This window comes from Convivina praedatoris (assembly GCF_933208495.1).
Taxonomy (GTDB): Bacteria; Bacillota; Bacilli; order Lactobacillales; family Lactobacillaceae; genus Convivina; species Convivina praedatoris.
This window is the reverse complement of sequence record NZ_CAKOET010000005.1, coordinates 54479-78546: the sequence shown is the minus strand read 5'-3', so window position 1 is coordinate 78546 and position 24068 is coordinate 54479. Positions and strand designations below refer to the sequence as shown.

General features: G+C 40.7%; 27 protein-coding genes. 1 reads left to right on the top strand and 26 read right to left on the bottom strand.

Annotated features, from left to right (window positions below; all coding sequences use genetic code 11):
• Positions 1-67: 67 nt before the first annotated feature.
• From trmD to M4974_RS05645, 19 genes are all read right to left on the bottom strand, one after another.
• A complete protein-coding gene (gene trmD, locus M4974_RS05735) occupies positions 68-805 on the bottom strand; it encodes a tRNA (guanosine(37)-N1)-methyltransferase TrmD (protein ID WP_248706522.1) in 738 nt (245 codons plus the stop codon).
• Positions 805-1329 (bottom strand): ribosome maturation factor RimM, encoded by a 525-nt coding sequence (gene rimM / locus M4974_RS05730; RefSeq protein WP_248706560.1) that lies wholly within the window; start codon positions 1327-1329, stop codon positions 805-807. Before rimM ends, trmD begins: the two co-directional genes overlap by 1 nt.
• 87 nt (positions 1330-1416) lie before the next feature.
• Positions 1417-1818: a 30S ribosomal protein S16 gene (gene rpsP / locus M4974_RS05725; protein ID WP_248706521.1), complete on the bottom strand. Its 402-nt coding sequence runs from the start codon at positions 1816-1818 to the stop codon at positions 1417-1419.
• Positions 1819-1911: 93 nt separating this feature from the next.
• Positions 1912-4707, bottom strand: coding sequence for an isoleucine--tRNA ligase (gene ileS, locus M4974_RS05720; RefSeq protein WP_248706520.1), 2796 nt, complete (start codon positions 4705-4707; stop codon positions 1912-1914).
• 271 nt (positions 4708-4978) lie between these two features.
• Complete coding sequence (locus tag M4974_RS05715) at positions 4979-5689, bottom strand: DivIVA domain-containing protein (RefSeq protein WP_248706519.1); 711 nt, start codon at positions 5687-5689, stop codon at positions 4979-4981.
• Between the two features lie 38 nt (positions 5690-5727).
• Positions 5728-6522, bottom strand: coding sequence for a YlmH family RNA-binding protein (locus M4974_RS05710; RefSeq protein WP_248706518.1), 795 nt, complete (start codon positions 6520-6522; stop codon positions 5728-5730).
• On the bottom strand, positions 6522-6770 hold the full coding sequence (locus tag M4974_RS05705) for a YggT family protein (protein WP_248706517.1): 249 nt from the start codon (positions 6768-6770) through the stop codon (positions 6522-6524). Before M4974_RS05705 ends, M4974_RS05710 begins: the two co-directional genes overlap by 1 nt.
• Before the next feature lie 5 nt (positions 6771-6775).
• Positions 6776-7207 (bottom strand): cell division protein SepF, encoded by a 432-nt coding sequence (locus M4974_RS05700; RefSeq protein WP_248706516.1) that lies wholly within the window; start codon positions 7205-7207, stop codon positions 6776-6778.
• A gap of 9 nt (positions 7208-7216) precedes the next feature.
• Positions 7217-8491, bottom strand: coding sequence for a cell division protein FtsZ (ftsZ, locus tag M4974_RS05695; protein ID WP_248706515.1), 1275 nt, complete (start codon positions 8489-8491; stop codon positions 7217-7219).
• A 21-nt stretch (positions 8492-8512) separates the two neighbouring features.
• Positions 8513-9868 carry a cell division protein FtsA gene (gene ftsA, locus M4974_RS05690; protein ID WP_248706514.1) on the bottom strand — a complete coding sequence of 452 codons (1356 nt, stop codon included), beginning with the start codon at positions 9866-9868 and terminating at the stop codon, positions 8513-8515.
• A gap of 100 nt (positions 9869-9968) precedes the next feature.
• On the bottom strand, positions 9969-10601 hold the full coding sequence (locus M4974_RS05685) for a cell division protein FtsQ/DivIB (protein ID WP_248715831.1): 633 nt from the start codon (positions 10599-10601) through the stop codon (positions 9969-9971).
• A 100-nt stretch (positions 10602-10701) separates the two neighbouring features.
• The gene (gene murG / locus M4974_RS05680; protein ID WP_248706512.1) at positions 10702-11802 is read right to left on the bottom strand and encodes an undecaprenyldiphospho-muramoylpentapeptide beta-N-acetylglucosaminyltransferase; all 1101 of its coding nucleotides are present in this window, start codon (positions 11800-11802) and stop codon (positions 10702-10704) included.
• Positions 11802-13157, bottom strand: a complete 1356-nt coding sequence (gene murD, locus M4974_RS05675) for a UDP-N-acetylmuramoyl-L-alanine--D-glutamate ligase (protein ID WP_248706511.1) — start codon at positions 13155-13157, stop codon at positions 11802-11804. The genes murG and murD overlap by 1 nt, the downstream gene beginning before the upstream one ends.
• Positions 13158-13203: 46 nt before the next feature.
• On the bottom strand, positions 13204-14166 hold the full coding sequence (mraY, locus tag M4974_RS05670; RefSeq protein ID WP_248706510.1) for a phospho-N-acetylmuramoyl-pentapeptide-transferase: 963 nt from the start codon (positions 14164-14166) through the stop codon (positions 13204-13206).
• A gap of 9 nt (positions 14167-14175) precedes the next feature.
• Complete coding sequence (locus M4974_RS05665) at positions 14176-16314, bottom strand: penicillin-binding protein (RefSeq protein ID WP_248706509.1); 2139 nt, start codon at positions 16312-16314, stop codon at positions 14176-14178.
• A 5-nt stretch (positions 16315-16319) separates the two neighbouring features.
• Positions 16320-16685 carry a cell division protein FtsL gene (locus tag M4974_RS05660; protein ID WP_248706508.1) on the bottom strand — a complete coding sequence of 122 codons (366 nt, stop codon included), beginning with the start codon at positions 16683-16685 and terminating at the stop codon, positions 16320-16322.
• An 11-nt stretch (positions 16686-16696) separates the two neighbouring features.
• On the bottom strand, positions 16697-17650 hold the full coding sequence (gene rsmH, locus M4974_RS05655) for a 16S rRNA (cytosine(1402)-N(4))-methyltransferase RsmH (protein ID WP_248706507.1): 954 nt from the start codon (positions 17648-17650) through the stop codon (positions 16697-16699).
• 26 nt (positions 17651-17676) lie between these two features.
• The gene (gene mraZ, locus M4974_RS05650; protein ID WP_248706506.1) at positions 17677-18108 is read right to left on the bottom strand and encodes a division/cell wall cluster transcriptional repressor MraZ; all 432 of its coding nucleotides are present in this window, start codon (positions 18106-18108) and stop codon (positions 17677-17679) included.
• Positions 18109-18244: 136 nt separating this feature from the next.
• Positions 18245-18586 (bottom strand): DUF3397 domain-containing protein, encoded by a 342-nt coding sequence (locus M4974_RS05645; protein WP_248706505.1) that lies wholly within the window; start codon positions 18584-18586, stop codon positions 18245-18247.
• A gap of 69 nt (positions 18587-18655) precedes the next feature.
• On the opposite strand from M4974_RS05645, the gene M4974_RS05640 reads away from it, so the two are divergent.
• Entirely contained in the window at positions 18656-18862 is a 207-nt protein-coding gene (locus M4974_RS05640) for a DUF4044 domain-containing protein (protein WP_248706504.1), read from the top strand.
• A 75-nt stretch (positions 18863-18937) separates the two neighbouring features.
• Here M4974_RS05640 and M4974_RS05635 read toward each other — a convergent pair whose 3' ends face one another.
• From M4974_RS05635 to rsgA, 7 genes are all read right to left on the bottom strand, one after another.
• The gene (locus tag M4974_RS05635) at positions 18938-20644 is read right to left on the bottom strand and encodes a DAK2 domain-containing protein (protein WP_248706503.1); all 1707 of its coding nucleotides are present in this window, start codon (positions 20642-20644) and stop codon (positions 18938-18940) included.
• Positions 20645-20652: 8 nt separating this feature from the next.
• Positions 20653-21018, bottom strand: coding sequence for an Asp23/Gls24 family envelope stress response protein (locus tag M4974_RS05630; protein ID WP_248706502.1), 366 nt, complete (start codon positions 21016-21018; stop codon positions 20653-20655).
• Positions 21019-21169: 151 nt separating this feature from the next.
• Entirely contained in the window at positions 21170-21370 is a 201-nt protein-coding gene (rpmB, locus tag M4974_RS05625; RefSeq protein ID WP_248706501.1) for a 50S ribosomal protein L28, read from the bottom strand.
• Between the two features lie 91 nt (positions 21371-21461).
• The gene (trxA, locus tag M4974_RS05620) at positions 21462-21773 is read right to left on the bottom strand and encodes a thioredoxin (protein ID WP_248706500.1); all 312 of its coding nucleotides are present in this window, start codon (positions 21771-21773) and stop codon (positions 21462-21464) included.
• The gene (locus M4974_RS05615) at positions 21751-22419 is read right to left on the bottom strand and encodes a thiamine diphosphokinase (RefSeq protein ID WP_248706499.1); all 669 of its coding nucleotides are present in this window, start codon (positions 22417-22419) and stop codon (positions 21751-21753) included. Before M4974_RS05615 ends, trxA begins: the two co-directional genes overlap by 23 nt.
• 16 nt (positions 22420-22435) lie before the next feature.
• Positions 22436-23110 carry a ribulose-phosphate 3-epimerase gene (gene rpe / locus M4974_RS05610; RefSeq protein WP_248706498.1) on the bottom strand — a complete coding sequence of 225 codons (675 nt, stop codon included), beginning with the start codon at positions 23108-23110 and terminating at the stop codon, positions 22436-22438.
• 21 nt (positions 23111-23131) lie between these two features.
• Positions 23132-24019 (bottom strand): ribosome small subunit-dependent GTPase A, encoded by an 888-nt coding sequence (gene rsgA, locus M4974_RS05605; protein ID WP_248706497.1) that lies wholly within the window; start codon positions 24017-24019, stop codon positions 23132-23134.
• Between the last annotated feature and the right edge of the window lie 49 nt (positions 24020-24068).

The following is a 24068-nucleotide window of genomic DNA, read 5'->3' as shown; positions in this document are numbered from 1 at the left end:
ATCCCGTATAACTACAATATTTTACCATAATTTAGCTATGGATCCGGCCAAAAATAAAAGAGAGCCTTCAGCCCTCTTCGATTTCACTTTTAATATCGTCCAAAAAATCGCGTTCTTGCGCTGTTAAAGTTCGGTTAGTCAATAAATCTGGTCGACGTAGATAAGTGCGTCGTAAGGATTCCTTTAACCGCCATTCGGCAATTTTGGCATGATTCCCACTGAGCAAAACATCCGGAACCGTTCGGCCACGGAACTCAGCTGGTCGAGTGTACTGGGGATACTCTAATAGCCCATCTTCAAACGAATCTGTATTAGCACTCGCCTGATTGCCTAAAACCTCTGGTAAGAAACGCACGGTCGCATCAATCATCACCATGGCACCCAACTCACCACCAGTTAAAACATAGTCTCCCAAGGATAGTTCTTCGTCGACTAGCTCACGAATCCGTTCGTCATAACCTTCATAATGTCCCGCAATGAAAGTTAAGTGGTCATAACCAGCTAATTCTTGGGCGACCTTGTGATCAAATTTACGACCAGCTGGATCCATCAAAATTACATGTCCACGCTGACCAGCTTCCTGTTCAATATGATCAATAGCATCAAAAATTGGCTGAGCAGTTAAAAGCATCCCCGCACCACCACCAAAAGGGTAATCATCAACATTATTATGTTTATTGGTCGTATAATCACGAAAATCGGTTACTTGAAAATCTAACTTTCCCCGTTCAATGGCTTTTCCCACAATTGATTGGTGCATAGGGGCAAACATATTTGGAAATAGACTTAAAACATCAATTCGCATTAATCAAATAACCCTTCTAAAACGTCAATAGTAATCCGTTTTTGCGCCACATCAACATCTTTGACAACATCAGGAATCACGGGAATTAACCCCTCTTTACCAGTGGTTAACCGTACAGTCCAAACATCATTAGCCCCCGTAGTAAAGATATCAATAATTTCACCCAAAACTGTTTGGTTTAAATCAACTACCTGACAGCCAATAATTTGATCATAATAGTATTCGCCAGCAGCCAAATCTTGTCGTTGGCTACCACTTACATAAAGATCATGGCCCTTAAACACTTCTACCAAATTAATATCAGCATAGTTTTCAAAAGTTAGTAACCACATCCCCTTATGTGGTCGACTGGCTTTAATTACTAATTCTTGATACTGGCTTTGGTCCTTGTCCAAATAAACCAGCTGGCCCTTGGCGAAACGCTCCTGGGCAAAATCAGTCGTTGCTTTTAATTTCACTTCACCGCGGATTCCATGGGTATTCACAATGGTTCCGACTTTATAATATTTTTCTTCCATGACTATCATTATACCAAGGTCTTAGGGATAAAGTAGGCTTCTTTCCTCACAAAAAAACTACCTTGGCCTTACGCCAACGGTAGTTTTTTAAAATTATACTAATTCAAGCAATTCAGCCTTCTTAGCTGATGATGGATAAGAAATGCCTTGGGCATCCAAGTATTCCTTGATTTCAGCAACAGTGTTCTTAGCTGATGGCTTGCTGCCACTTGCCTTAGGAGCAGCGTTACCTGACTTAACAGCATTGAACTTAGCAATGATGCCAGCCTTAGTCAAAAGGTTGCGAACAGTATCAGAAGGTTGTGCACCATTTCCTAGCCATCCCATAATCTTTTCTTCGTCCAACTTTACTTCAGCTGGCACAGTGATTGGGTTATAAGTACCCACAGTTTCAATAAAGCGACCATCACGTGGTGAACGTGAATCAGCAACTACCACACGGTAGAAAGGACGCTTCTTGGCACCCATGCGCTTCAAACGAATTTTAACTGCCATGATTTAATTCCTCCTTTAATTTAATGACTGGTATTAGTATGCCATTATTTCTAGAGAATGTCAAGCAAATATACTTGACATTCTACTTAATAATTATTCAAAGCCTTCACTAACGGCCTCTGGATAGAATTCACGGACGATTTCGGCTTCGTGTTTAGATAGCTCTGGGAAGGCTGAATCTGCCCCCAAATCCTCATGGTACATACGGTCTCGTGGTGAAACCTTACCGCGAGCATGGCTAACTGTTACTTGCAGCCCATCATAATCTCGGCTGGCTTCATCAGCCTGACTAACATCCTCAAGATCCAACTGCGATACCATTAACAGCAAGCGAGTATTCAAACCAAGACGGGCCAAGACGTCTTTTTGCACTTGAGTTAGGTAAAGGGTTACGGCTGCTTCTGCATTTTTACCAATTAATTCAACTTCTCGAGCATCTTCAAGAGCCTTATTAACAGCAGTTCGCATCATCATAAAGGCCTGCCAATCGTCCATCATAGCACTCGTGTCACCTAAATCTTGTACGACTGGCATTTCTGAAAGATAGGCAAAATCACTAGTTTCGTTTGGTAAGTATTCCCAAACTTCTTCAGCAGTATGAGGCAAAACTGGCAATAATAACTTAGTCAAGGACAACAAAGTTTCATAAAAGACAGTTTGCATCGAGCGACGTTCTGGGCTAGTTGGTGCTTCAACGTAGACAACATCCTTAGCAATATCTAAGTAAAAGGCTGATAAATCAACATTCACAAAGTTAATCAAACGCTTAAAGATATCGTTAAACTGATAGTTATCATATGATGTGCGGATTTCTTTGACGAAATCATTTAAGAGAACAGTAAAATACTGATCATGCGCTTGACGGTCGGCAAAGGCCACCCGGTCCTGTTGATAGTTAAAGTCACTGGTATTGGCTAGTAAGAACCGCAAAGTGTTACGTACCTTACGATAGCTTTCAGAAACCTGCTTTAGGATCTCCTTAGAAACCGGCATGTCCTGAGAAGTATCGACAGTAATTGTCCATAAACGTAAAATTTCAATGCCCATTTGGTCAGCAACTTCTAAAGGAGAAATCGTATTGCCAAGCGATTTTGACATCTTATTACCCTTACCATCTAGGGTAAATCCTTGCGATAGCAAGTTTTTATAAGGAGCTTGTCCATAACTAGCCACCGAAGTAATCAAGGATGAATTAAACCAACCACGATATTGATCAGAACCTTCAAGGTAAAGGTCAGCCGGATAATCTAATTGTGGTCGTTGTCGCAAAACACCGTTCCACGATGATCCCGAATCAAACCACACATCCATAATGTCTTCTTCTTTGGTAAATTCACCATTAGGGGAATGTTCATTGGTATAACCAGCCGGTAATAACTCCTTAGCACTATGTTCAAACCAATAGTTCGAGCCATGTTCTTCAAACAGTTGGGCTACATGATCAATAATTTGTTCATCGACAATGGCTGTCCCATCTTCTGCATAGAAAATTGGTAACGGTACACCCCACACTCGTTGACGGGAGATAACCCAATCACCACGGTCGCGAATCATGTTGTAAAGGCGCTTCTTACCCCAACCAGGGTAGAAATTAACTTTATCAAGTTGATCCAAAATTTCTTGACGGAATTTTTCAACTGAGGCAAACCACTGTGGTACTGCTCGCCAAATAATTGGCTTTTTAGTACGCCAATCGAATGGATAGGAATGAGTAATCTTTTCTTTGGCCAAAAATAGGTTGGCATCTTGCAATTTATTGATCACTAAGCCGGTAACATCATCGTAAAACTTCCCCTCGAAGTCGGGACCAGCTTCAGCGGTCATGTACCCTTTTTCGTCAACGGTCACAGTAATTGGCAAATGGTACTTGCTGCCCACATTATAATCATCTTCACCAAAGCCTGGTGCTGTATGAACCAAGCCAGTTCCAGAATCCAACGTAACGTGATCGGCGTTCATCACTAGTTCTTCGGCCTCAGAATCCCAAGGATGATAGGCCGTTATTTGGTCTAACTCCTGACCCTTATAAGTGGCCAATGTTTCCCAAGAATCCCAACCAAACTTAGGCGCAACTTGCGGCAATAATTCTGTAGCAAGCACAAACTTACGTTTTTCACCCGCTGGCTGAACCACTGAATATTCAAAATCAGGACCCAAGGTAATTCCCCGAGAAGCAGTCACCGTAAAGGGTGTGGTCGTCCAGACCACAAAATAAGTATCATAGTCTAGTAGCCCCTTGCCATCTTTAACTCGGTTGGCATAGAAAAGTGAAGTTGAATCAATATCATGATATTCAATTTCGGCTTCGGCCAAAGCAGATTCAGATGACCAAGACCAATAAACTGGCTTAGCACCCTTGTAGATATAACCCTTACCAGCCATCTTTCCAAAGACACGTAACTGGGCCGCTTCAAATTCCGGTTGAAGTGTTAAATAGGGGTGCTCCCAATCCCCTAAAACACCCAGTCGCTTGAAGTCTTCACGTTGTTTATCAACTTGCTCTAAGGCATAGTCTTTGGCCAAATTACGCCACTGAGCCTTAGGCATGGACTTACGATCATAGCCGGCTTTCGTTAATTGCTGTTCAATTGGCAACCCGTGGGTATCCCACCCTGGTACGTAGGGTGCATAATAACCGGTCATGTTCTTATAACGGACAATAATATCCTTAGTAATCTTATTTAAAGCATGCCCTAAATGAATGTTTCCATTCGCATATGGAGGGCCATCATGTAAATTAAAGTGCGGCTTCGTCTCATTTTGAGTTAAACGTTGTTGGTAGAGATTATTCTGATACCACTTTGCTTGACGCTCGGGCTCAGTTTTAGGGAGTGATCCCCGCATTGGAAATTTAGTCTTACCTAAATTTAATGTATCTTTATATTTCATAAAAACTGCCTCCTTTTGAATAAAAAACGTCCTGTGCAACATTGTTGCACAGGACGTCTAAACGTGGTACCACCCATTTTTTAGTTGTAAATTACAACCCTCTAATCAGTGATAACGGTCTGAACCGCCCAAACTTAACAATTGTTATCTTCAGTCTGGGTGAATGGTAATTGATCCAATTAATAACAGAGACTACCACCTCACACCAACGTGGCTCGCTTTGAGCATGTCATTAATCCTTCTGGATTACCTCAATTTACTGTCTATTATATTAGGGATTGTCTGGGAAAACAACTAACGTTGGATCATCATCTTGCTGATCAGTTGGTTGAGCAGTATCTCCACTCGCTTCAACTGCTGGGAGATTAGCTGGTTCAGCCACTACACCAGCCGATTCCATGTTATCTGTTTCAACAGTATTAACTACTGGCGTTTCAACCGGACTAGCCTCAAGTGCATTAACCGAAATTTGACTAGTTGGTAACAAAGATACGGCTTCATCTAGTTGCTGACTTTCTAATAGGTTCTTTTGTTGGGTTAACAAATTAGCAAAGGAGTCCCGAAACTTAATCACTTCACCACGTAAGCGGTTTTGCTCATTAACAAGGTCCACATTTTCCTGGGCCAAACGCTTAGCTTCCACATCAGCCTTACCACGAGCATCATCAATAATTTGAGTAGCTGCTTCACGAGCTTGATTAACCTGCTTTTGTGATTCTTCCTCAGCCTCACGACGAACCTTGTTGGCCATCTCTTGGGCAAAGATAATCGACTGATTAACTTCTTCTCGCTGGCTTTCTAACTGTTTTACCCGCGTCTCTAATTGTTCATTGGTAGCACTTAAATGATCATAGCGAGCAATTAACTCACGATAATCATTGTTAACACTATCTAAGAAAGTATCAACCTCTTTAGCTAAATAAGCCTTAGATCCCTTACGAGTAAATTCATGATTTAAAATTTCATCCGGTGTTAATGCCATCATTAATTCCTTTCTCATTCCCATTCAACCACAACAAACTACCGTTTAATAACGTTAAAAGTAGCTTTAATTTTATCTTTTTTACTACGTCCCGTAACGGTTAATAGACGCAATCGGCCGTATTGACGTACCGAAATGATATCCCCGATATCAATTAAACTATCCGCTTTTTGGCAAGTAGCCCAATTAATTCTAACTAGTTTTTGATCAATCATAGTCTTGGCTACTTGACGAGATAGGCCAAAAATAGCTGCAATAACTAAATCAATGCGCATTGAAGCTAGCAAGGCAAATTCTTCCTGTCCAGCATCCAACTTATCGTAAGCCGAATTCAATGCTAATGCTAACCAGTTAACTTTACTGTTCCCAATGTGGTCAACATTTTGTGTAATGAAATTGACCAATTGCTGATCAATCAATAATTGCCATTGATTTTCATTGGCATCCGATAAAATATCACCAAGCCTTTTTCGGTCCAGCCCTGACGCTAGAACAGCCCCTAAAATATCAGCTTGACGCAAATGATTAAATTTTTGTGGATAATCAATGCCTAGTAAACCAATTTCAAAATTGGCTTGGGATAAATCAAAATAATCAGGAGCGATAATAGCCCGACGGGCTTCCGCTGAGGCAACCCCGCCATTAAAGGATAGCTGAAGATTTTTTTGACGAGCCACTAAACTACTCAAAATGTATTGCTCGCGCGGGTTTAAAAAAGGCGTTAAAAACTCCCGGCTGTCGAAACTTACTCGTCTTAACCAATCTTCAATTTGAGCAATAAAAGCAAACTCATCCGGTCGAAAATGTTGTTTAATTCGATCATCACTTACCATCAGAACAAACTTGATAATAATTTCATCGCAAACTGCAAGACCAACAAAGCAATAATCGGCGAGAAATCAATTGAAGCCACCGTCGGGATAAAACGAAATAGCCGTAGATAAGGTACAACTACTCGACTAATTTCCCGGCCTAACCACGAATTGGCCGCACCTGGCAACCAAGACATCAAAGCAAATACCACGATTAAAAAACTATAAAATTGAATAAAATAACTTACGATTGATAAAAAAAGCGCCATTAGAATTAGTACCGACTAGCAGGTTCTAAATTATCACTAAGTGAACCTGAAATTTCAAATGTATTTGGTGTAACTAAGAAAATTGACTGTCCAATTCGTTCAATCTCACCATCAACTGCATAGACTGAACCACCTAGGAAATCTAAAATTCGCTTGGCTTGTCCTTCATCAATTTGAGTGAAATTAACAATAACCGCTTCACCACCCAATACTTGGGAAGCAATTGCACGTGAATCAGAATAAACTTTAGGTTCAAACAAAGCAATCTTACTGCTAATTGTAGCTAAGTCACGGTTAGTGATTTTACCTCGATTAGCATTATTGCTTGAACTTTTAGCACCAGCTGGAACTTCTTGAGTTGGTGCTTCGTGGAACTCTTCTTCCTCATAGTAGTCATCATCACTACTGAACAAACGTTTAATTGAATCAAATGCCATAATAACTCCTTACCGTTTCTTGAAGAATGGTGGCTTATCATCATCTTCAGAAGATAAATCTAAATTAACACCCTTATTATCGCCTTCAACTGGATCAAAACTACGCTTTTGAATGCCATCAAAGCGACCATCGTCACCTTTAGTTGCTGTTGAAGAAATATCCCAATCAGCAAATGGATCCCGGGGTTCTTTAAGATTACCGTCTTCTTTAACGGTAGTTTGATCATCTTCACGATTAAAAACTGATTCTTTTTCGTCATCAGCCTTAGGCTTAGTAAACAAACCATCTTGCTTTTGACGCATCGCATTCTTTGGGTCAACGCCACTGGTTTTTTGGAGTCCAGTAGCAATTACCGTAATTCGAATTGAGTCACCCAGATTTTCATCAATCGACGTTCCAAAGATTACGTTGACATCACGACCCGCTTCTTGATTAATAACATCAGCAGCAGCCTGTGCCTCGAACAATGACATATCCGGTCCACCAGTAATGTTTAACAAAACATCTTCGGCACCAGCCATATCAACTTCTAGGAGTGGTGATGAGATAGCCGCCTTAGTCGCATCAGCTGCCCGAGATTCTCCATTAGCTACACCAACACCCATCAAGGCTGGACCAGCATCTTTCATAACCGTTTTAACATCGGCAAAATCCAAGTTAATAAAGCCAGGGTTAGTAATCAATTCAGAAATACCACGAACACCTTGCGAGACAACATCATCAACAATTTTAAAGGCTTCTGACAGCGGCGTGCGCAAATCAATCCGATCCTTAAGACGCTCATTAGTAATCACGATTAATGAGTCTACTGATTCAGATAGCTCTTGCAAGCCTTCGACTGCATAGCGACTACGCTTAGGACCCTCCCAAGAAAATGGTCGAGTCACAACGGCAACAGTCAATGCCCCCTGTTCCTTAGCAATCCGTGCCACCACCGGTGCAGCGCCGTTACCTGTTCCACCACCCATACCAGCAGTGATGACAACCATATCAGCACCCTTAAGGGCTTCTGCTAATTCTTCTGAAGATTCTTCAGCAGCCTTAGCACCGCGTTCTGGATTTGAGCCGGCACCTAATCCGCCAGTCAATTTTGGCCCAATTTGAACCTTAATATCAGCTTGTGACTTGTTTAAAGCCTGAACATCAGTATTGGCTGCAATAAATTGAACGCCACCAATTCCTTCATCAATCATGTGGTTAACAGCATTTGAACCACCGCCACCAACTCCGATTACCTTGATTACGGCGCCATTGCTTTGCGCTTCATCCATTGAATAACCCATAAATTCACTCCTTAAAAAATGTTATTTTTTATCGTCGTCTTCTTCTTTAAATAAGTTAGTAATCCTTGTACGCCAACGGTTCAAAAGGCCACCGCCAGCTTGCTCATCAACGTAAATCTCATCTTCTTCATCGATTTGCGTTTCAATCGCTTCACCAGCCCCAGTAACTTGATGATATGGTGCAACGTGACTGGCGCCGTCCTCCTCATCAAACTGAGACATCAAAACCCGTTTAACTACCTCTTGTAACTGCGTTTCCGAACTATTAAACAAAACATAGGACAAAGCACGCGAATAGGCAGGATGTCGCAGACCAATTTGATCTGGTACAGACATATGCACATTATCACCAAGCCGTTCTTTAGCAAAAGCCAGTGAACCAGGCAGTGCTGAATTACCACCCGTAATAATGAAGCCACCCGGAAGATCCATAGCACCAATAAATTTCAAACGCTCAATCACTCGATCATAAATTTGATCTAATCGAGCAGCAATGATTTCAGCTAAATACTCTTCGTTAGTAATTTGGGCTTCATTTTCGCCAACTACTTCAATAAAGAACGTTTGATTGGCCGATGCTTGACTAGGTGTAGCAAAGCCATGGTCCCGTTTGATATTTTCAGCATCATTGTATGAAATACCCAACACCGTTGAAATATCGCGAGTAACATTATCGCCACCCTCAGGATCCACAAAAGTAAACTTTAACTGATGGTCATGAATAACCGAGACAGTGGTCTGCCCCCCACCTAAATCAATGAGTACCGAACCAAAGTCCTGTTCTCCATCATTTAAGATTGTTTCCCCCATTACCAATGGCGCTAAGACAAATTCTTTAACTCGTAGGCCAGCCTTTTGAACCGCCATTCGGATATTATCAATCATCTTACTAGGACCAAGATAGGCTAGTCCACGCAATTCAAGGCGCACCCCAATCATATCATTAGGGTTCTTAACGCCGTCAAAGCCATCCACAACAAAGTCACTAGGAACTAACTCGATGACTTCTTTGCCATTCTTGGATAAACTAGCTAAGGCCTGCTCGGTAACGTTGGCAACATCGTTATATGTAATTCGCTTATTTTGATTCTCGATGGATACTAAACCATCTGCATTACTAATTTCTAGTTGGTTAGCAGGTAAACCAACAACTACCTCTTGAATTTCAATGTTAGCTTTTTCACGAGCATAATCAATCGCCTGTCGAATCGCACTGGCAGTCTCATTAATATCAACAATGATGCCATTACGAATTCCACGGGATGGCGCATTACCTGTAGCAATCACATTAAAATGTTGTCCATCGGTTTGCGCCACGACTACTTTAATTAAAGTAGCACCAATATCTAATCCTACTGTCATGCCCGTCTGGCTCATGAAACTTCCCCTTTTTTAACAAAAAATTTAGAAACTAACCTAAATATAATCTTAACATAAACAAATAACATAGTGTTGTGCTAGAATAGCTTTTTTCGTATTATTCTTTACTTTTATTCCCATAGGCATACGAGTAAGAACCATACTGGAGATCAATAACTCCTTTATCGTTCATCTGCGCCACAATACTAGGGTAATACTTCATTTTATCAGCAAAACTTCGGATGCTAGCATACACTGTATTACCATCATTCATAACCAAAATAATTTTTTGATTATTATTTTTATCAGGTGCAAAAATAATTTCACTGACGTTATGCCGAATCGCATAGTTCAAAGTGGTAAAAGATTTAGCCACTTGACTACGTTGCTGATCCTCTTTGAAACCAGTATAAATTGGTGCAATCCCGTTGGGCTTATCAACTTTTAACTTACGGGCTTGACTATCTAATTCGTACCACTGGCCATTTTGTAAGAAAAAACCAGCATTAACACGCTCATGTACAATAATTTCTAATTTTTGACCCAATAATTTAAAATCAACATCCGTAATTTTATCGTTGGCTATTTTGAGACGCTGAACTAAAAATATTTCCTGCCCCACGACCTGCCAACGATAACTACCGGAATCAATTTTTAAAACCTTTTTAACATTTTGTTCTGGAATATTAACAGATGAAACATGGACACTACTAATTTTTTCCCAAGGACGCCAATAGTTAAAAAAAATCACTAACAGTAAAAAAAACATAAAAAAAACTGCAACACGACTAGGTAGTGAATTTTTATGTGTATTTTTTTTACTAAATTGTGAATGATTTTTCTTCAAGATATCACTCCGCAATGGCATCCAAAACTAAACGATATAATGCTTCTCCAGCTTGGGGTTCTCCGATAGCTGCGGCTTTTTTAGCCATATCGACCCGTACCGTTTGATCAAGCATAATTTGGTCAACAATAGCCATAAATTTCTGTTCAGAAAGCTGGTCTTCAGTAATCATCAATGCCGCCCCTGCCTCAACTAAACTTTGCGCATTTTTTCGTTGATGATCACCAGTTACGTAAGGGCTCGGAATCAAAATAGAGGGAATTCCTAAGGCGGTGATTTCAGCTAGGGAAGTGGCGCCAGCTCGGGCAACAATAGCAGCCGTTTTAGCTAACACAGCTGGCATATTGTCAATGTAAGGTAAAATTTTAATTTGCGCTTGCGTCGTTATATTCAATTCTTTTAACTGAGCTTGGAAACTATCAAAGCGCTTTGGTCCGGTTACGATTACGGTCTGATAACTACGCTGGTTAAAATCAGACATTGCTTGTAACACTACCTTATTAATGGCTGGTGCTCCTTGCGATCCGCCAAAAATCAATAGAGTTGGTTGCTTATCAGTTAAACCAATTTCTGTCCAACTAAAGTCAGATTGAATTCCAGCCACCTCTTGGGCCCGAGGGTTACCAACTAACCGTGTTTTTTCACTAGGAAATTGGCTTTCAGCCGCCTTGAAGGCCAAGCCGATACGCGTCGCTTTGCGAGCCAAAAAACGATTAGTAATCCCAGCAACTGAGTTTTGTTCATGAATAACTGTGGGAATTTTTAGAGTTTGAGCAGCATAAACGACTGCTCCACTGACATAACCACCCGTTCCAATCACTACATCCGGTTTAAAATCTCGAATAATTTTTTTAGCTCGATGGACTGCTTTTAAGAATAGATATAAGGTTTTAAAGTTATCAAGTGCTAAAGAGCGACGGAAACCTTGGATTTCCAGTTGGTCAAAGTCCATACCAGTTTTAGGAACGATGTTGGCCTCAACTCCACGTAAAGAACCAACATATAAAAATTCAGAATCAGGTTCATGTTCCTTAATAATCTTTGATAAAGCTAGAGCTGGATAGATATGTCCACCGGTACCACCACCTGATAAAATTACCCTCATCAATTTTCTCCTTGTTCAAATGCTTCCTGCAGGGCTTTGGTATAAACTTCCCCACGAACTTCAAAATTATCATATTGATCCCAACTAGCTGCAGCAGGGGAAAGTAAAACTACATCGCCTGGTTGCGCTAATTTAATGGCCATCGGCGCCGCACGTTCCACATCAACAGCAGTAATCACTGGTAGATGTTGGGATCGAGCTAATTCAACTATCTTTTGTTGCGTTTGTCCGAAGGCAATGACCCCTTTAACATGCTTTAAATTAGGGGCTAAACGCGTCAAATCATCCCCACGATCCAAGCCCCCTGCTAACCAAATTGTTGGCTTAGTGAAGCTATCTAAAGCCGCTTGGGTTGCTTCAATATCGGTTGCTTTGGAATCATTGTAGTAAGCCACACCCTCTCGGTCAAAAAGATGCTGTAAACGATGAGGTACTCCACCAAAACTTTTTAGTACCGTTGCCATCGCCGTAGTAGAAACACCAGCTAGTTTAGCAACCGCGACTGCTGCTAGAATATTTTCCAGATTTTGTGGTCCCACGAGACGGATTTGGCTCAATGGCAAAACCGTTTGTCCATCAACAATTAGTTCAGTTTGATTTACGTGGGCAAAGGTTTGATTTCCCGAGCGTGAAAATCCATAAACTTGAGCAGCTGTTTTAGCTGCAAAATCAGGACTATCAGCTCCTTGAGCATTGAGGACCAAAATTTGGTCAGGACGCTGATCTTGGGTAATCCGGAACTTTGCCGCTACATAGTTTTCCCGAGTTTTATGGTAATCAATGTGGTTGGTAAAGATATTGGTAATCAAGGCAATATCGGGTTGAATAGCCGGAATTCCCAACAATTGGAAACTCGAAAGCTCCAACAAGAGCGTATCCGAGGATTTTAAGGCGCCCACCACCTCACACACTGGTGTACCTATATTACCGGCAACTGTGACTGGAACACCAGCTGCTTTTAACATTTCGCCGATTAATGAAGTGGTGGTTGTCTTTCCGTTAGAACCAGTCACCGTAATTAAACGGCCTTGAAAAGTTGATAATGCAACGGCAACTTCGGTTAAAATTGGTATTTTTAACGCTAGCGCTTTCTTAACCAACGGATGGTCATAATTAATTCCCGGGTTCTTAACAACATAGGCAAAATCAGGTGAAAGTTGCTCAGCTTGATCTCCAATGACAAATTCAACACCAGCTGCTAATAACTGCTGATAATCGGTATCATCCGGATAGGCATCACGATTAACCACTGTAACATTGGCTCCTAAATCTAATAAGCGCTTTGCTGCTGCCTTACCGGAGCGTGCCCAACCAAAAACTAAAACTTTCTTTTCGTTAAATACTAATTGTCCCATTTAATAAATACTTCCTATCCAATTATGTACTGTGGTAAAACCACAATTAACCGATAACATGAACACCAATGACAGTAAGGACTAAGGTAATCGCCCAGAAAAAACCATCGATTTGCCATTCTGACCAACCCTTTTTTTCAAAGGTGTGATGAATAGGTGCCATCGGAAAGACGCGCTTATGATAAAAATGATAACTAAAAGTTTGGATGATAACCGACAAGGTTTCAATAACAAAAACCAAGCCAAACCAGAGAAGCGATAATGAGGCGTGCAAGAGGATTGACTCAATCGCCAAACCAGCTCCAAGCGCCAAAGAACCTGTATCTCCCATGAAGATTTTAGCCTTGGGATGATTATAAAATAGAAAACCAATTAAAGCGGCCATGATGGCAAAATTAAAGGTCAAAATGCTAGGATTGTCTGCTCGCCAAGCCAAAATGGTAAAGGCACCATAAACAATTAGGGCTGTTCCAGCCAATAAACCATCCAAGCCATCGGTCAAATTAGTAGCATTAGACCAACCAACTAACCAAAACCATAGGAAGAAGAAATAGAAAATACCGAGATTTACTGGACCAACCCAAGGAATAGTGATAATGAAAGGAACTTCAAGGACCCACATTAGCAACATCATCAAAACAGCACTCAAAGTCTGAGCTAATAGTTTTGGCTTAAAAGCAAAACCCTCATCCGCATGTCGAATTAATTTTAAGGCATCATCAATGCCACCAATCACGGCAAAGGACCCCACTGCCACAATCAAAATCAAGGTCCAAGTAAAACTAGTCCAACTTTGATAAGAACTAGGCATACAAAGAGTGGCAATAATCGTAGCTGCGATGAATAAAGCACCACCCATGCTAGGTGTTCCAGCTTTAGCACGATGATCAGGCCCTAATTTACGAATAACAGCTTGTTCTTTTGACCGTCGTAAAAACTTAATTACAAATGGCATTCCTCCTACCGTGATGATCAAGGCAATCAAAAACACCAAAAAATTCTCCTTCATTATCTTCCCCTACTCTTTTTCTTTTAACTCGACGCTTACAACCGACTGACCATTAACTTCTTGGCCAGCGTCCATACTTTGTTTGGTAATAAAGCCTGTCCCATCACTCTTAAGGTTAAAGCCCGTCTCATTGGCGTAACGTTGCGCTTCAGTCAAACTCCAGCCGTTCATATTTGGTAATAAAGTTTTACCGTTAGCCTTTAGAATAATCAATTGATCTTTAAGGGCATAACTACCGGCTGAAACGGATTGTGTTTTAACACGACCGGTTGAACCGACCACAGCGACCCGCAAGCCAACCTTTTCTAGATTACTACGAGCATCGTCAATTGATTGCCCAGTAACTTGCGGCAATTTAACTTCATTTGTTTTTGATTTTACCGCACTCTTGCTATCATTCAAAGCCTGGAGCATGACCGGACGGAAAACTTTATTTAGCGTGAGCTGAATATTAGGATCAGGGAAAACTTTAGGCTGGCGGACCGCTACATACATAATGAATCGCGGATTTTCTTCTGGCACAATCGTCATGACCGAATGAATATCATTATTCAATCCATCTAAGTAACGTCCATTTTCTGAAATTTGAGCCGTTCCGGTCTTGGCCGAAATTTGGTAACCGGCATCGCGCAAATCATACTGCTTGGCTGTTCCAGTTTCCTGATTAACGACATCTGTCATATATTTACGAACTTCTTTAGCAGTGGCAGCAGTTATCGGCTGCCCCACAGTTGTAGTTTTGCCTTGATATAAGGTTTTACCAGTCTTAGAATCGGTCACTTTCTCAACCAAATATGGTTTTACCTCTTTACCGTTATTGGCAATTGCACTATACGCTTGCAATAGTTGTAAAGTGGTCACATTAATTGCCTGCCCGTAGGCGGTATTGGCTTGGTCAATGGCTTGTTGGAAGGAAATTGATCCACTCGCTTCATTGGGTAAATCTGAATGCGTCGGCTCTAAGAAATGGAACCGATCGATATATTTTTTCCATATCGTCGCCCCTAAAGCTTGTTCAACGTGCGCAAAGGCCACATTCGAAGAGCGCCAATAACCTTCTCGATAGGTTAGCACACCTTCATTTTGCCCGAAAGCATCGACAATTCGACCGCCGTCAATGTTCAAACTTCCTGATTGGTAGGTATCATTTGGATGCCATTTACCTTCTTGGATGGCAGCAGCTAGGGTGATTGTTTTCATTGTCGACCCTGGTTCAAAGGTGGATTGATTTAACAAATTAACCCAGTTATCTTTTAAGCCATCTTGCGAATTAGGATCAAAATTTGGGCGCTGAGTAGCTGCTAAAATCTTACCTGTCTTACTATCCATCAAAACCGCCATCGCAGACTTGGCTTTGGTGCCATCAAACATAACATCCATTCGATTTTCCAAAGTAGTTTGTAACTTTTCATCCAAAGTCAGGGTAACATTATCGCCGTTTTTAACTTGATTTTGTCCTTGTGAGACCTGATTCCCCAGATAATCCTTAACGCCATCCTTACCCTTTAAACTTTTATTCCGAGTGTCTTCAATCCCTAAAATACCATTCAGAGTATTTTTACCAAAGGCATTCGTAATCGAATTGGTTAAACCAATAATATGTGAAGCCATCCGATTATTAGGGTAATAACGAGCCGGCTGGGGGATGAAGCCAACTCCGGCTAATTTCATCGCCTTAATTTTATTGTATTGGTCAATGTCTAACCCCTTACCGGCTGTACCAAATTCAACCTGTAGTTTGTTACTATCCAAGCGTTTTAAAATATCATCCTCAGATAAATCAATCACTGAGCTTAATTTTTTAGCAGTTTCTTTTTTATCTTGAACATACTTTGGTTTCTTACCATCAAATTGATTTTTATCTAAGACGGCATACAAATCATAAACAGTGCTGTTATCCGCTAAAACTTCGCCATCAGTCGAAAAAACACGTCCCCGAGTAGCAGTTACCATTTGCTCTTGCATAAAGGCCTGACGGGTCGCCGTGGTTAAATTATGTGAATTCACTCGTTTTAAGGTAGCGATTTGTAACAAACGTAAACCCATAATCAAAATTAGCAATCCAGTCGCAATCAACAGAAAAAAACCAAAAAATTTGGCATTTTTTGACACTCTTCGATTGGATAGACGCTTAATTTTTTTACTCATAATAATTATTGATTAATATTACGGACACTATCACCCGTCTGCGACATTTTGGATTTCTTAGCCACATCATCTAAATTCTGACGGTTTATTTTTTTTTGAATATCAGCTCTCAAACTATCATTATCCTGCTTAATTTGAGTCATTTTACGCTGCGTTTGGGCATTCTTTTGAAGTACATTATCCGTTTGAACACTAGTGTAAACCGTAGCCAACATAATTATTAGTGTTCCTACAGCAAAGCCAAAAACTAAACGTCGTTCATTTTTAGTCCAAACCGCAGCTTTATAGCGCTTCAAAACTTTCTTTTTAGCTGGTTTATTAGAGAAATCACGGGCTAAATTAGTGGTTCGGTAACTTGGATTTTGTGCCATAAAATTAACTCCTAATCCTTTGAAAAATGAATCCGCTCAATTGCACGTAACTGAGCTGACTGAGCTCGATGATTATTTTGAACTTCGCTTTCACTGGGTTTAATAGCCTTGCGGCTTAATAAACGATAATCAGCTTCAAACTGACCAGGTAGAACCGGCAGTCCAGCTGGCAAATCTGGTCCACTCGCTTTTTCACGAAACATTTGCTTCACTAAACGGTCTTCTAACGACTGAAAAGTAATTACGCTTACACGCCCCTTTAGATCCAATAGATCTAAAGCCTGTGTTAAAGAATCTTCCAAAGCACCTAATTCATCGTTAACTGCAATTCTTAGTGCCTGAAAAGTTCGTTTAGCCGGATGCCCGCCGTGACGACGAGCTGGGGCTGGAATGGCCTCTTTAATAACTTCAACCAGTTCTAGCGTGGTATCAATACTTTTTGATTGCCGGCTTTGTTCAATCTTGCGAGCAACCTGCTTTGGAAATCGATCCTCACCATAACGACTTAAAATACGATAAAGGTCTTGAAAAGACCATTGGTTGACAATCTCCCAAGCCGTTAACGTCTGCCGCTGGTCCATCCGCATATCTAACTGCGCATCGTGATTATAGGAAAATCCACGCTGACCATCATCAAATTGAACCGAACTGACTCCTAAGTCATAAAGAACCCCATCAACGTGTTTAACCTGATAGCTAGCTAAAGCTGACTTTAAATCACGAAAATTTTGATGTATTAGTACTAATTTACCGGCCGCAATCTCGGTTGCATACTGGTCTTTATTGTAGGCAATGGCTACATCATCTTGATCAAAACTGTACAAACGACCAGTTTCTAACTGTTTAAGGATTTCACCGGTATGACCGCCACCGCCTAAAGTAGCATCAACATAAATACCATCTGGTTTGATCGCTAAAAATTCAACGGCCTCTTTCAATAGGACAGTTACGTGTTCAAATGCCATTATGTCTCCTTGCTCGTATACGGGCCTTAAAAGTCAAAATCAACCAAACCTTCAGCGATTTCATCAAAATCTTCAGCAGTAGCTTGGGTGTAGTTTTGCCAATTTTGGTTACTCCAAATTTCAAAACTATCACCGGCTCCGGTAATGACGACGTCTTTATCTAACTGGGCATGCTGTCGCAAATTACTAGGAATCACAATTCGACCTTGTTTATCAAATTCTGCCTCTAAAGCACCAGCCATGACAAAGCGCTTAAAAGCCCGCGCTTCTTTTTTTCCAATCGGTAATTGATTTAAATGCTTTTCGAGATTTTCCCAAACATCGCGAGGCATTGCCCGCAAGGCATGCTCCATCCACTTGGTGATGACAAAACTATCCCCCAGTTGATGGCGAAATTTAGCAGGAATAATCAGGCGACCCTTAGTATCAACGGTATGTGAATATTCTCCCATGAACATAAAAATCGCCTCCTTCCCTCTACTTTACTAAGATTAATTTACCACATTCCCCCACTTTCCTCCACTTTTTTACCACTTAGTTTTAATTGAAGACCATAAAAAAACCTTAAGAACTAATTAAGTCCTTAAGGTTTTTTTATTTTTGTAAGTAGACAGCCATAATTACAACTATTAATTCAGCTAAAATAGCTACCAAGGCACTCCATTGCCAATATTTATGAAAAAAAACATGAACTGGCCAATTCCTTCCTAATAACCACCAAGAAAAAATCAAGCCAAGGAATAACCATATTACTAAGATAAATGGTAAATATGATACGCCAAAAGCTAATCCCATCGTCATATAGAGGGTGATCCAGCTCGGTAATACGGCTAAATCAAAAAATGATACTTGGCGCCAGGTGCGAGAAAAACGCCTAAATAAGTACAATAAGATTAAAATCCCTAACAGCCCCAAGGCCCAATATTTCCAATCCATAAACACCTCTAAATTTCAATTTTAAAAAATAATATGATACCATGTTACTATTCTAAGTGAGGGAAAGCTATGGCAACGAATACAAAAAAAATTAAGATTAATAAAAAGTTAGCTGATGAAGTGACAGAACAATTAGATAAGCGACCAATTCCCAAGGTTGAAAAAAAGGAAAAAACGAAGTTACACCGTTTAACCCTTTTCATGTCGTTTCTAATGGTCTTCATCATGGTTGGTGGCGTTATTTACGCCGCCGTCAGTGCCTTAGGATTAATGTAATTTTAAAAGATAAATAAAAAGTGGAACCGTGTCGGAGGAATTGATTTCCTAACCGCTACACAGTTCCACTTTTTTTCATTCAACTGAAATTAAGAATGGATAAAGCGGTTGCTTACCAGCATGAATCTCAGTTTCTAAATCCTCATCGTAATCCTGAACCCACTTCATTAATGATTCTGCATCACGTTTCTTTGCGTCTTGTCCATATATAACCGTAACAATCTCGGAATCATCATCTAACATGGATTGAATCGTGTCGGTAGCCACAGTCATAAGCTTCTTACCGACCACTTCAATCTCACCATCGACGATACCTAGCCAGTCTCCATGTTGAATTTCACGGCCATTCAAGCTAGTATCCCGGACTGCTTGGGTAATTTGTGCTGACTTGACTTCCGCCAACAAGGCCGTCATTTCAGCCATATTATCTGCTAAACTACCTTCAGGATTATAGCCCAACATAGCCGATAATCCCTGTTGAACCGTCCGACTTTTTACAACTTCAACCGGTACACCAGCTAAAGCAACGGACTGTTCAGCAGCCATGAAAATATTGCTGTTATTGGGCAAAATGACAGCCGCCTTAGCTCCACTATCTTGAATAGCTTGTACAATGTCAGCCGTTGAAGGATTCATGGTTTGGCCACCGCTAATAACAGTATAAACTCCTAAACTTCTAAAAAGCTCGGCCACACCATCTCCAGCTGCAACAGCAATAACTGCTACATCAGGTACCTTGATTGCTTGACTCACTTGACCAGTTTGCTGAGCATTTTGGCGCTTTTGTTCATCAATAACAGCCTGTTGCTGATCACGCATATTATCCACTTTAACCTTGACCAAAGAACCATACTCAGTTCCCCAATGCAGTACTGATCCTGGATCTTCAGTGTGGACATGCACTTTTACGATTTCATCATCATTAATCACCAGCAAAGAATCACCTAGTTGGGCTAAATAATCGTAAAATTCTTGATAATCAAACTGCTTATCAAATGTTGTTCCTCGGGCAATTTCGACCATGATTTCCGTACAATAACCGTACTGAATATCGGCTGGATCCAAATTACTATCCGCCTGGGCACCGGCATGTAAGTTTTCAACCATCCGATCAAGTTCGGCATTATCGGGAGCCGTCAATTCATTTTCATTAAATTGTCCACTAAGTACTTCATAAAAAGCACGTAAGACAAAAACTAGTCCCTGTCCACCAGAATCAACTACGCCAACTTCTTTTAGGACCGGTAATAAATCAGGGGTTGAGTCTAAGGCAGCCTGGGCAGCCTTAGTTACAGCAGCCATCAAAGCCACAACATCATCGGTTTCTTTAGCACTTTGATTAGCTTGACTAGCCGCTTCACGAATAATCGTTAAAATCGTTCCTTCAGTTGGCTTCATCACAGATTTATAAGCCACCTGAGCAGATTCCATCAAGGCGTCAGCCAAATCACGGGCTGACATAGTATCTTTATCAGCGACACTATTGGCAAAGCCACGAAAGATTTGCGATAAAATAACGCCCGAATTACCACGAGCGCCCATTAATAGTCCTTTAGAAGTTGCCTTGGCCAAGGCCCCAATCTGAGTATCCAAAGCATCACGCTCGTACTGAGCACCGCTGGCCATAGATAAACTCATATTGGTTCCTGTATCACCATCTGGGACTGGGAAAACATTTAATTTATTAATTTTTTCAGCATTAGCAGCTAACATGGCTGCAGCAGCATTAATCATTTTGCCAAATTCGACATTGGTTATGGTTGTTACTTTTTTACTTGTCATGTTTCTTCCTAGCGATAGTCGCTCGTTTGAATGCCTTGAATAATAATGTTCACTTCGGCAGCACGAACGCCTAATTGAGCGTCTAAATTATACTTAACCTTTTTTTGGACTGATTTTGAAATTTCAGCCAAGCGCATCCCATATTGGGCTACCACATAAACATCGACACTCAAGCCAATATCTTTTTGATGGACAACCACTCCGCGACCATAGGTTTCTCGATTTAAAATCTGGTCCACTCCATCTCGCAAAGCGGCTCGAGAAGCCATGCCAACTACACCAGGATTAGCAATCGCTGCTCCGCCAACAATACTAGCGATAACATCATTTTCAATGTTAATCTCACCATTTTTGGTTTTAATTTTTATTGCCATTTCTTTCAGTGAAGGGAATATTGCTATTCTCTATTTTCCTTCCAGTACGTACTTGCTGCTTTCTATTGTATCATATTCGACCAGCTCCGATTATTGATAAGCTCGAGGATTAATTCAAAAAATAAAAAAGCCACTGAATAGTGACTTTTCATTAAACACGTTCAATGGAACCGTTCTTCAACCCAGACTTCAAAGTCCGTGCTGTCAAATAAACTTTTTTAGGTGCAGAACCATTAATTTTAACCGTTACTTTTTGCAAGTTAGGCTTCCAACTACGACGACTTGAGTTAAGTGCGTGTGAACGTTGGTTGCCGAAACGTGTACGTGCGCCAGTAATAGCATCCTTTGCCATGTTCAACCCTCCTTTTGTGAGCCTTTTATCTTAAACGCTCTTCTTACAACAATAATAAATTTTACCAGAAGTGCCGAACTTTGACAAGCTACTATAGATAATTCTCTAAGATCTTTGCCAATTGCTCTTTATTGTGGAAACCAGTTAAACGGTCAACTACTTCCCCATTTTTTTTAAGCAACAGGGTTGGAATCGCCCGAACACCAAAATCGGCTGGTGTCTGCGGATTCTGATCTACATCCATTTTTAAAAAGTCGACATCCGTCATTTCTTCCGACAAAGCGTCCAAAACAGGTGATTGCATCTTACAAGGGCCACACCAAGGAGCCCAAAAATCAGTGATACTAACTCCTTGACTGGAAGCCTTCTCAAAAGTTGCATCAGTTACTACTGCTACTGTCATCGTTGCTCCTATCTTTTGTCTGGGTAACCATGATAATTCCAGAATCAAAACTAACATGTACCAATTCGTCGACAAATTCATTTGATGACCACATCTTAGGCCAATTCACTGCAGATGTCAAGGTATACTTCGCATCAATAATATGCAAATTATCAACTAGACCCAAAGGCATAAAACCTAAGTATTTCATACCAGGAAGATGCTGAATGGTTTTATAACCCGGTTGTAAATAGCTAATATCATTTTGGCAATCCACAAAATGGACTTTTTCAATAATTGGTTGAAAAACGGGTTCGTTAATAATCCATAAATTACTAAGCCAATGATCCACTCGTCCCCCAGTAGCACCATACACTTTAATCAAGTCACAATCAAAGGTCATTGCCATTTGAAGAGCCAATTGGGTATCGGTAAAATCTTTAACCGTGGGAACTTGTTTAATATTTTCTTGTTGAAAATGCTCTTTTAAAAATTGATATTCCTGGGGATTTAAGGAGTCAAAATCGCCAACTGCCAATTGAAAATTAACTCCAGCCTTTAGCAGGCGCCAAGCACCACGATCAGCACCAATCCATACACCTGGTTGATCAAAAATATCGGTTGGCCAAAGGTCTGGATACCCACCTGCTAAAATATTAACCTGCATTAAATCCCCTCCTCAATTAGTCGGTCACAACTGATCCAGAAGTCAACTTCATTAATTGGGCTACCTTAGCAGCTGGGTCCTTCTTATCGTAAACATAAGAACCAGCAACGAAGACGTTAGCACCAGCTTCATAGGCTAAACGAATCGTCTCATTATTAATACCACCATCAACTTCGATATCAAAGTTCAAATCATTCATATTCCGGTAAGTATTCAATTGACTAATCTTGTCCAAAGTTGATGGCAAAAACTTTTGTCCGCCAAAACCAGGATTGACCGTCATTACTAAGACCTGGTCAACCATATCCAAAACTGGTTGAATAGCACTAACTGGCGTTCCTGGATTAATCACAACCTCTGCCTTAACACCACGATTTTGAATCATTTGCAAGGCTCGGTGAATATGAGGGGTTGCTTCCACATGAACCCCAATAATATCAGCGCCAGCATCAGCAAATTGATCAATGAAGTTTTCTGGATGAACAACCATCATATGCACATCCAAAGTCATATTTGTCTCGGGACGCAGCTGCTTTACCCAGTTAGGCCCGTACGAAATAGCTGGTACAAAGCTACCATCCATAATATCGATGTGTAGATACTCAGCACCGGCATTTTCAACGATTTTAACGTCTCGTTCCAAATTCGTATAGTCTGCACTTAAAATTGATGGGGCAATAATTCCTGCCATGAAAAAGGTCCTCTTTTCTTTCTATTCCCTTGAGTAACGGGGCTTTTGTTGCTTAATTAAGTTATAAAATAGCTTGTAATCATTATACCGTGATGGGGCAATCGTGCCAAGCTCAACGGCGGCTTTAACCGCACAACCAGGCTCATTTAAGTGTAAGCAGCCCCGAAAACGACACTGTCCACTAATGGTTACCATTTCTGGAAAATAGTCCGCTAAGTCTTCAACCGGAAAATCAAAAACTTCATATGATGAAAATCCAGGTGTATCAGCAATCATTGCTTCATAACTCGGTATAGTAATTAAAGAGACTTGCCGAGTCGTATGTTTACCGCGGCTAAGGGCTTTAGAAACCTCTCCAATGGTTAAATTTAGCTCTGGAGCAATTTGATTTAACAGAGTTGATTTTCCGGCCCCAGTTTGGCCCATAAAAACAACTACTTTATCCTTAAATAATTGTTTTAGCTGGAATAAAGGTTTTTGGTCAGAACAGACAACTGAATAACCGATGTGGCGGTATAACTGGATTACTTGTTCAAAATCAGCCCTTTGACTAGCATCTAGTAAATCTAATTTAGAGAAGTAAATCACAGGTTGAACATCAGCAGCTGCTAAAGCCACTAATTGTCGATCCAATAAATTATTCGTAAAATCCGGTTGTCGCACAGCCGTTACAATAACTGCTAAGTCAACATTAGCAATCAGTGGCCGAATCAACTCATTTTCTCGAACCTTAATTTGCCAAATAAAGCCTTCATCATTTTCACTTTCAAAATCAACAAAATCACCCACAACGGGTTTTTGTTTGGATTTCCTAAATTGGCCCCGAGCCCGGGTACGTTCAACCGTACCATCGGCCAGTTGAACATCATAATAACCACTTAATGAGCGTATAATTCTACCTGTTTTCATGCTGCTATTATACCATGCCTAAATTTAATAGCCGATTTCGCTCAATAAA

Excerpts from the sequence above, each read along its gene's own strand:
- trmD (WP_248706522.1), bottom strand. The coding sequence starts at position 805 with ATGCGAATTGATGTTTTAAGTCTATTTCCAAATATGTTTGCCCCTATG.
- rpsP (WP_248706521.1), bottom strand. The coding sequence starts at position 1,818 with ATGGCAGTTAAAATTCGTTTGAAGCGCATGGGTGCCAAGAAGCGTCCT.
- ileS (WP_248706520.1), bottom strand. The coding sequence starts at position 4,707 with ATGAAATATAAAGATACATTAAATTTAGGTAAGACTAAATTTCCAATG.
- M4974_RS05715 (WP_248706519.1), bottom strand. The coding sequence starts at position 5,689 with ATGGCATTAACACCGGATGAAATTTTAAATCATGAATTTACTCGTAAG.
- M4974_RS05710 (WP_248706518.1), bottom strand. The coding sequence starts at position 6,522 with ATGGTAAGTGATGATCGAATTAAACAACATTTTCGACCGGATGAGTTT.
- M4974_RS05705 (WP_248706517.1), bottom strand. The coding sequence starts at position 6,770 with ATGGCGCTTTTTTTATCAATCGTAAGTTATTTTATTCAATTTTATAGT.
- M4974_RS05700 (WP_248706516.1), bottom strand. The coding sequence starts at position 7,207 with ATGGCATTTGATTCAATTAAACGTTTGTTCAGTAGTGATGATGACTAC.
- ftsZ (WP_248706515.1), bottom strand. The coding sequence starts at position 8,491 with ATGGGTTATTCAATGGATGAAGCGCAAAGCAATGGCGCCGTAATCAAG.
- ftsA (WP_248706514.1), bottom strand. The coding sequence starts at position 9,868 with ATGAGCCAGACGGGCATGACAGTAGGATTAGATATTGGTGCTACTTTA.
- murG (WP_248706512.1), bottom strand. The coding sequence starts at position 11,802 with ATGAGGGTAATTTTATCAGGTGGTGGTACCGGTGGACATATCTATCCA.
- murD (WP_248706511.1), bottom strand. The coding sequence starts at position 13,157 with ATGGGACAATTAGTATTTAACGAAAAGAAAGTTTTAGTTTTTGGTTGG.
- mraY (WP_248706510.1), bottom strand. The coding sequence starts at position 14,166 with ATGAAGGAGAATTTTTTGGTGTTTTTGATTGCCTTGATCATCACGGTA.
- M4974_RS05665 (WP_248706509.1), bottom strand. The coding sequence starts at position 16,314 with ATGAGTAAAAAAATTAAGCGTCTATCCAATCGAAGAGTGTCAAAAAAT.
- M4974_RS05660 (WP_248706508.1), bottom strand. The coding sequence starts at position 16,685 with ATGGCACAAAATCCAAGTTACCGAACCACTAATTTAGCCCGTGATTTC.
- rsmH (WP_248706507.1), bottom strand. The coding sequence starts at position 17,650 with ATGGCATTTGAACACGTAACTGTCCTATTGAAAGAGGCCGTTGAATTT.
- mraZ (WP_248706506.1), bottom strand. The coding sequence starts at position 18,108 with ATGTTCATGGGAGAATATTCACATACCGTTGATACTAAGGGTCGCCTG.
- M4974_RS05645 (WP_248706505.1), bottom strand. The coding sequence starts at position 18,586 with ATGGATTGGAAATATTGGGCCTTGGGGCTGTTAGGGATTTTAATCTTA.
- M4974_RS05640 (WP_248706504.1), top strand. The coding sequence starts at position 18,656 with ATGGCAACGAATACAAAAAAAATTAAGATTAATAAAAAGTTAGCTGAT.
- M4974_RS05635 (WP_248706503.1), bottom strand. The coding sequence starts at position 20,644 with ATGACAAGTAAAAAAGTAACAACCATAACCAATGTCGAATTTGGCAAA.
- M4974_RS05630 (WP_248706502.1), bottom strand. The coding sequence starts at position 21,018 with ATGGCAATAAAAATTAAAACCAAAAATGGTGAGATTAACATTGAAAAT.
- rpmB (WP_248706501.1), bottom strand. The coding sequence starts at position 21,370 with ATGGCAAAGGATGCTATTACTGGCGCACGTACACGTTTCGGCAACCAA.
- trxA (WP_248706500.1), bottom strand. The coding sequence starts at position 21,773 with ATGACAGTAGCAGTAGTAACTGATGCAACTTTTGAGAAGGCTTCCAGT.
- M4974_RS05615 (WP_248706499.1), bottom strand. The coding sequence starts at position 22,419 with ATGCAGGTTAATATTTTAGCAGGTGGGTATCCAGACCTTTGGCCAACC.
- rpe (WP_248706498.1), bottom strand. The coding sequence starts at position 23,110 with ATGGCAGGAATTATTGCCCCATCAATTTTAAGTGCAGACTATACGAAT.
- rsgA (WP_248706497.1), bottom strand. The coding sequence starts at position 24,019 with ATGAAAACAGGTAGAATTATACGCTCATTAAGTGGTTATTATGATGTT.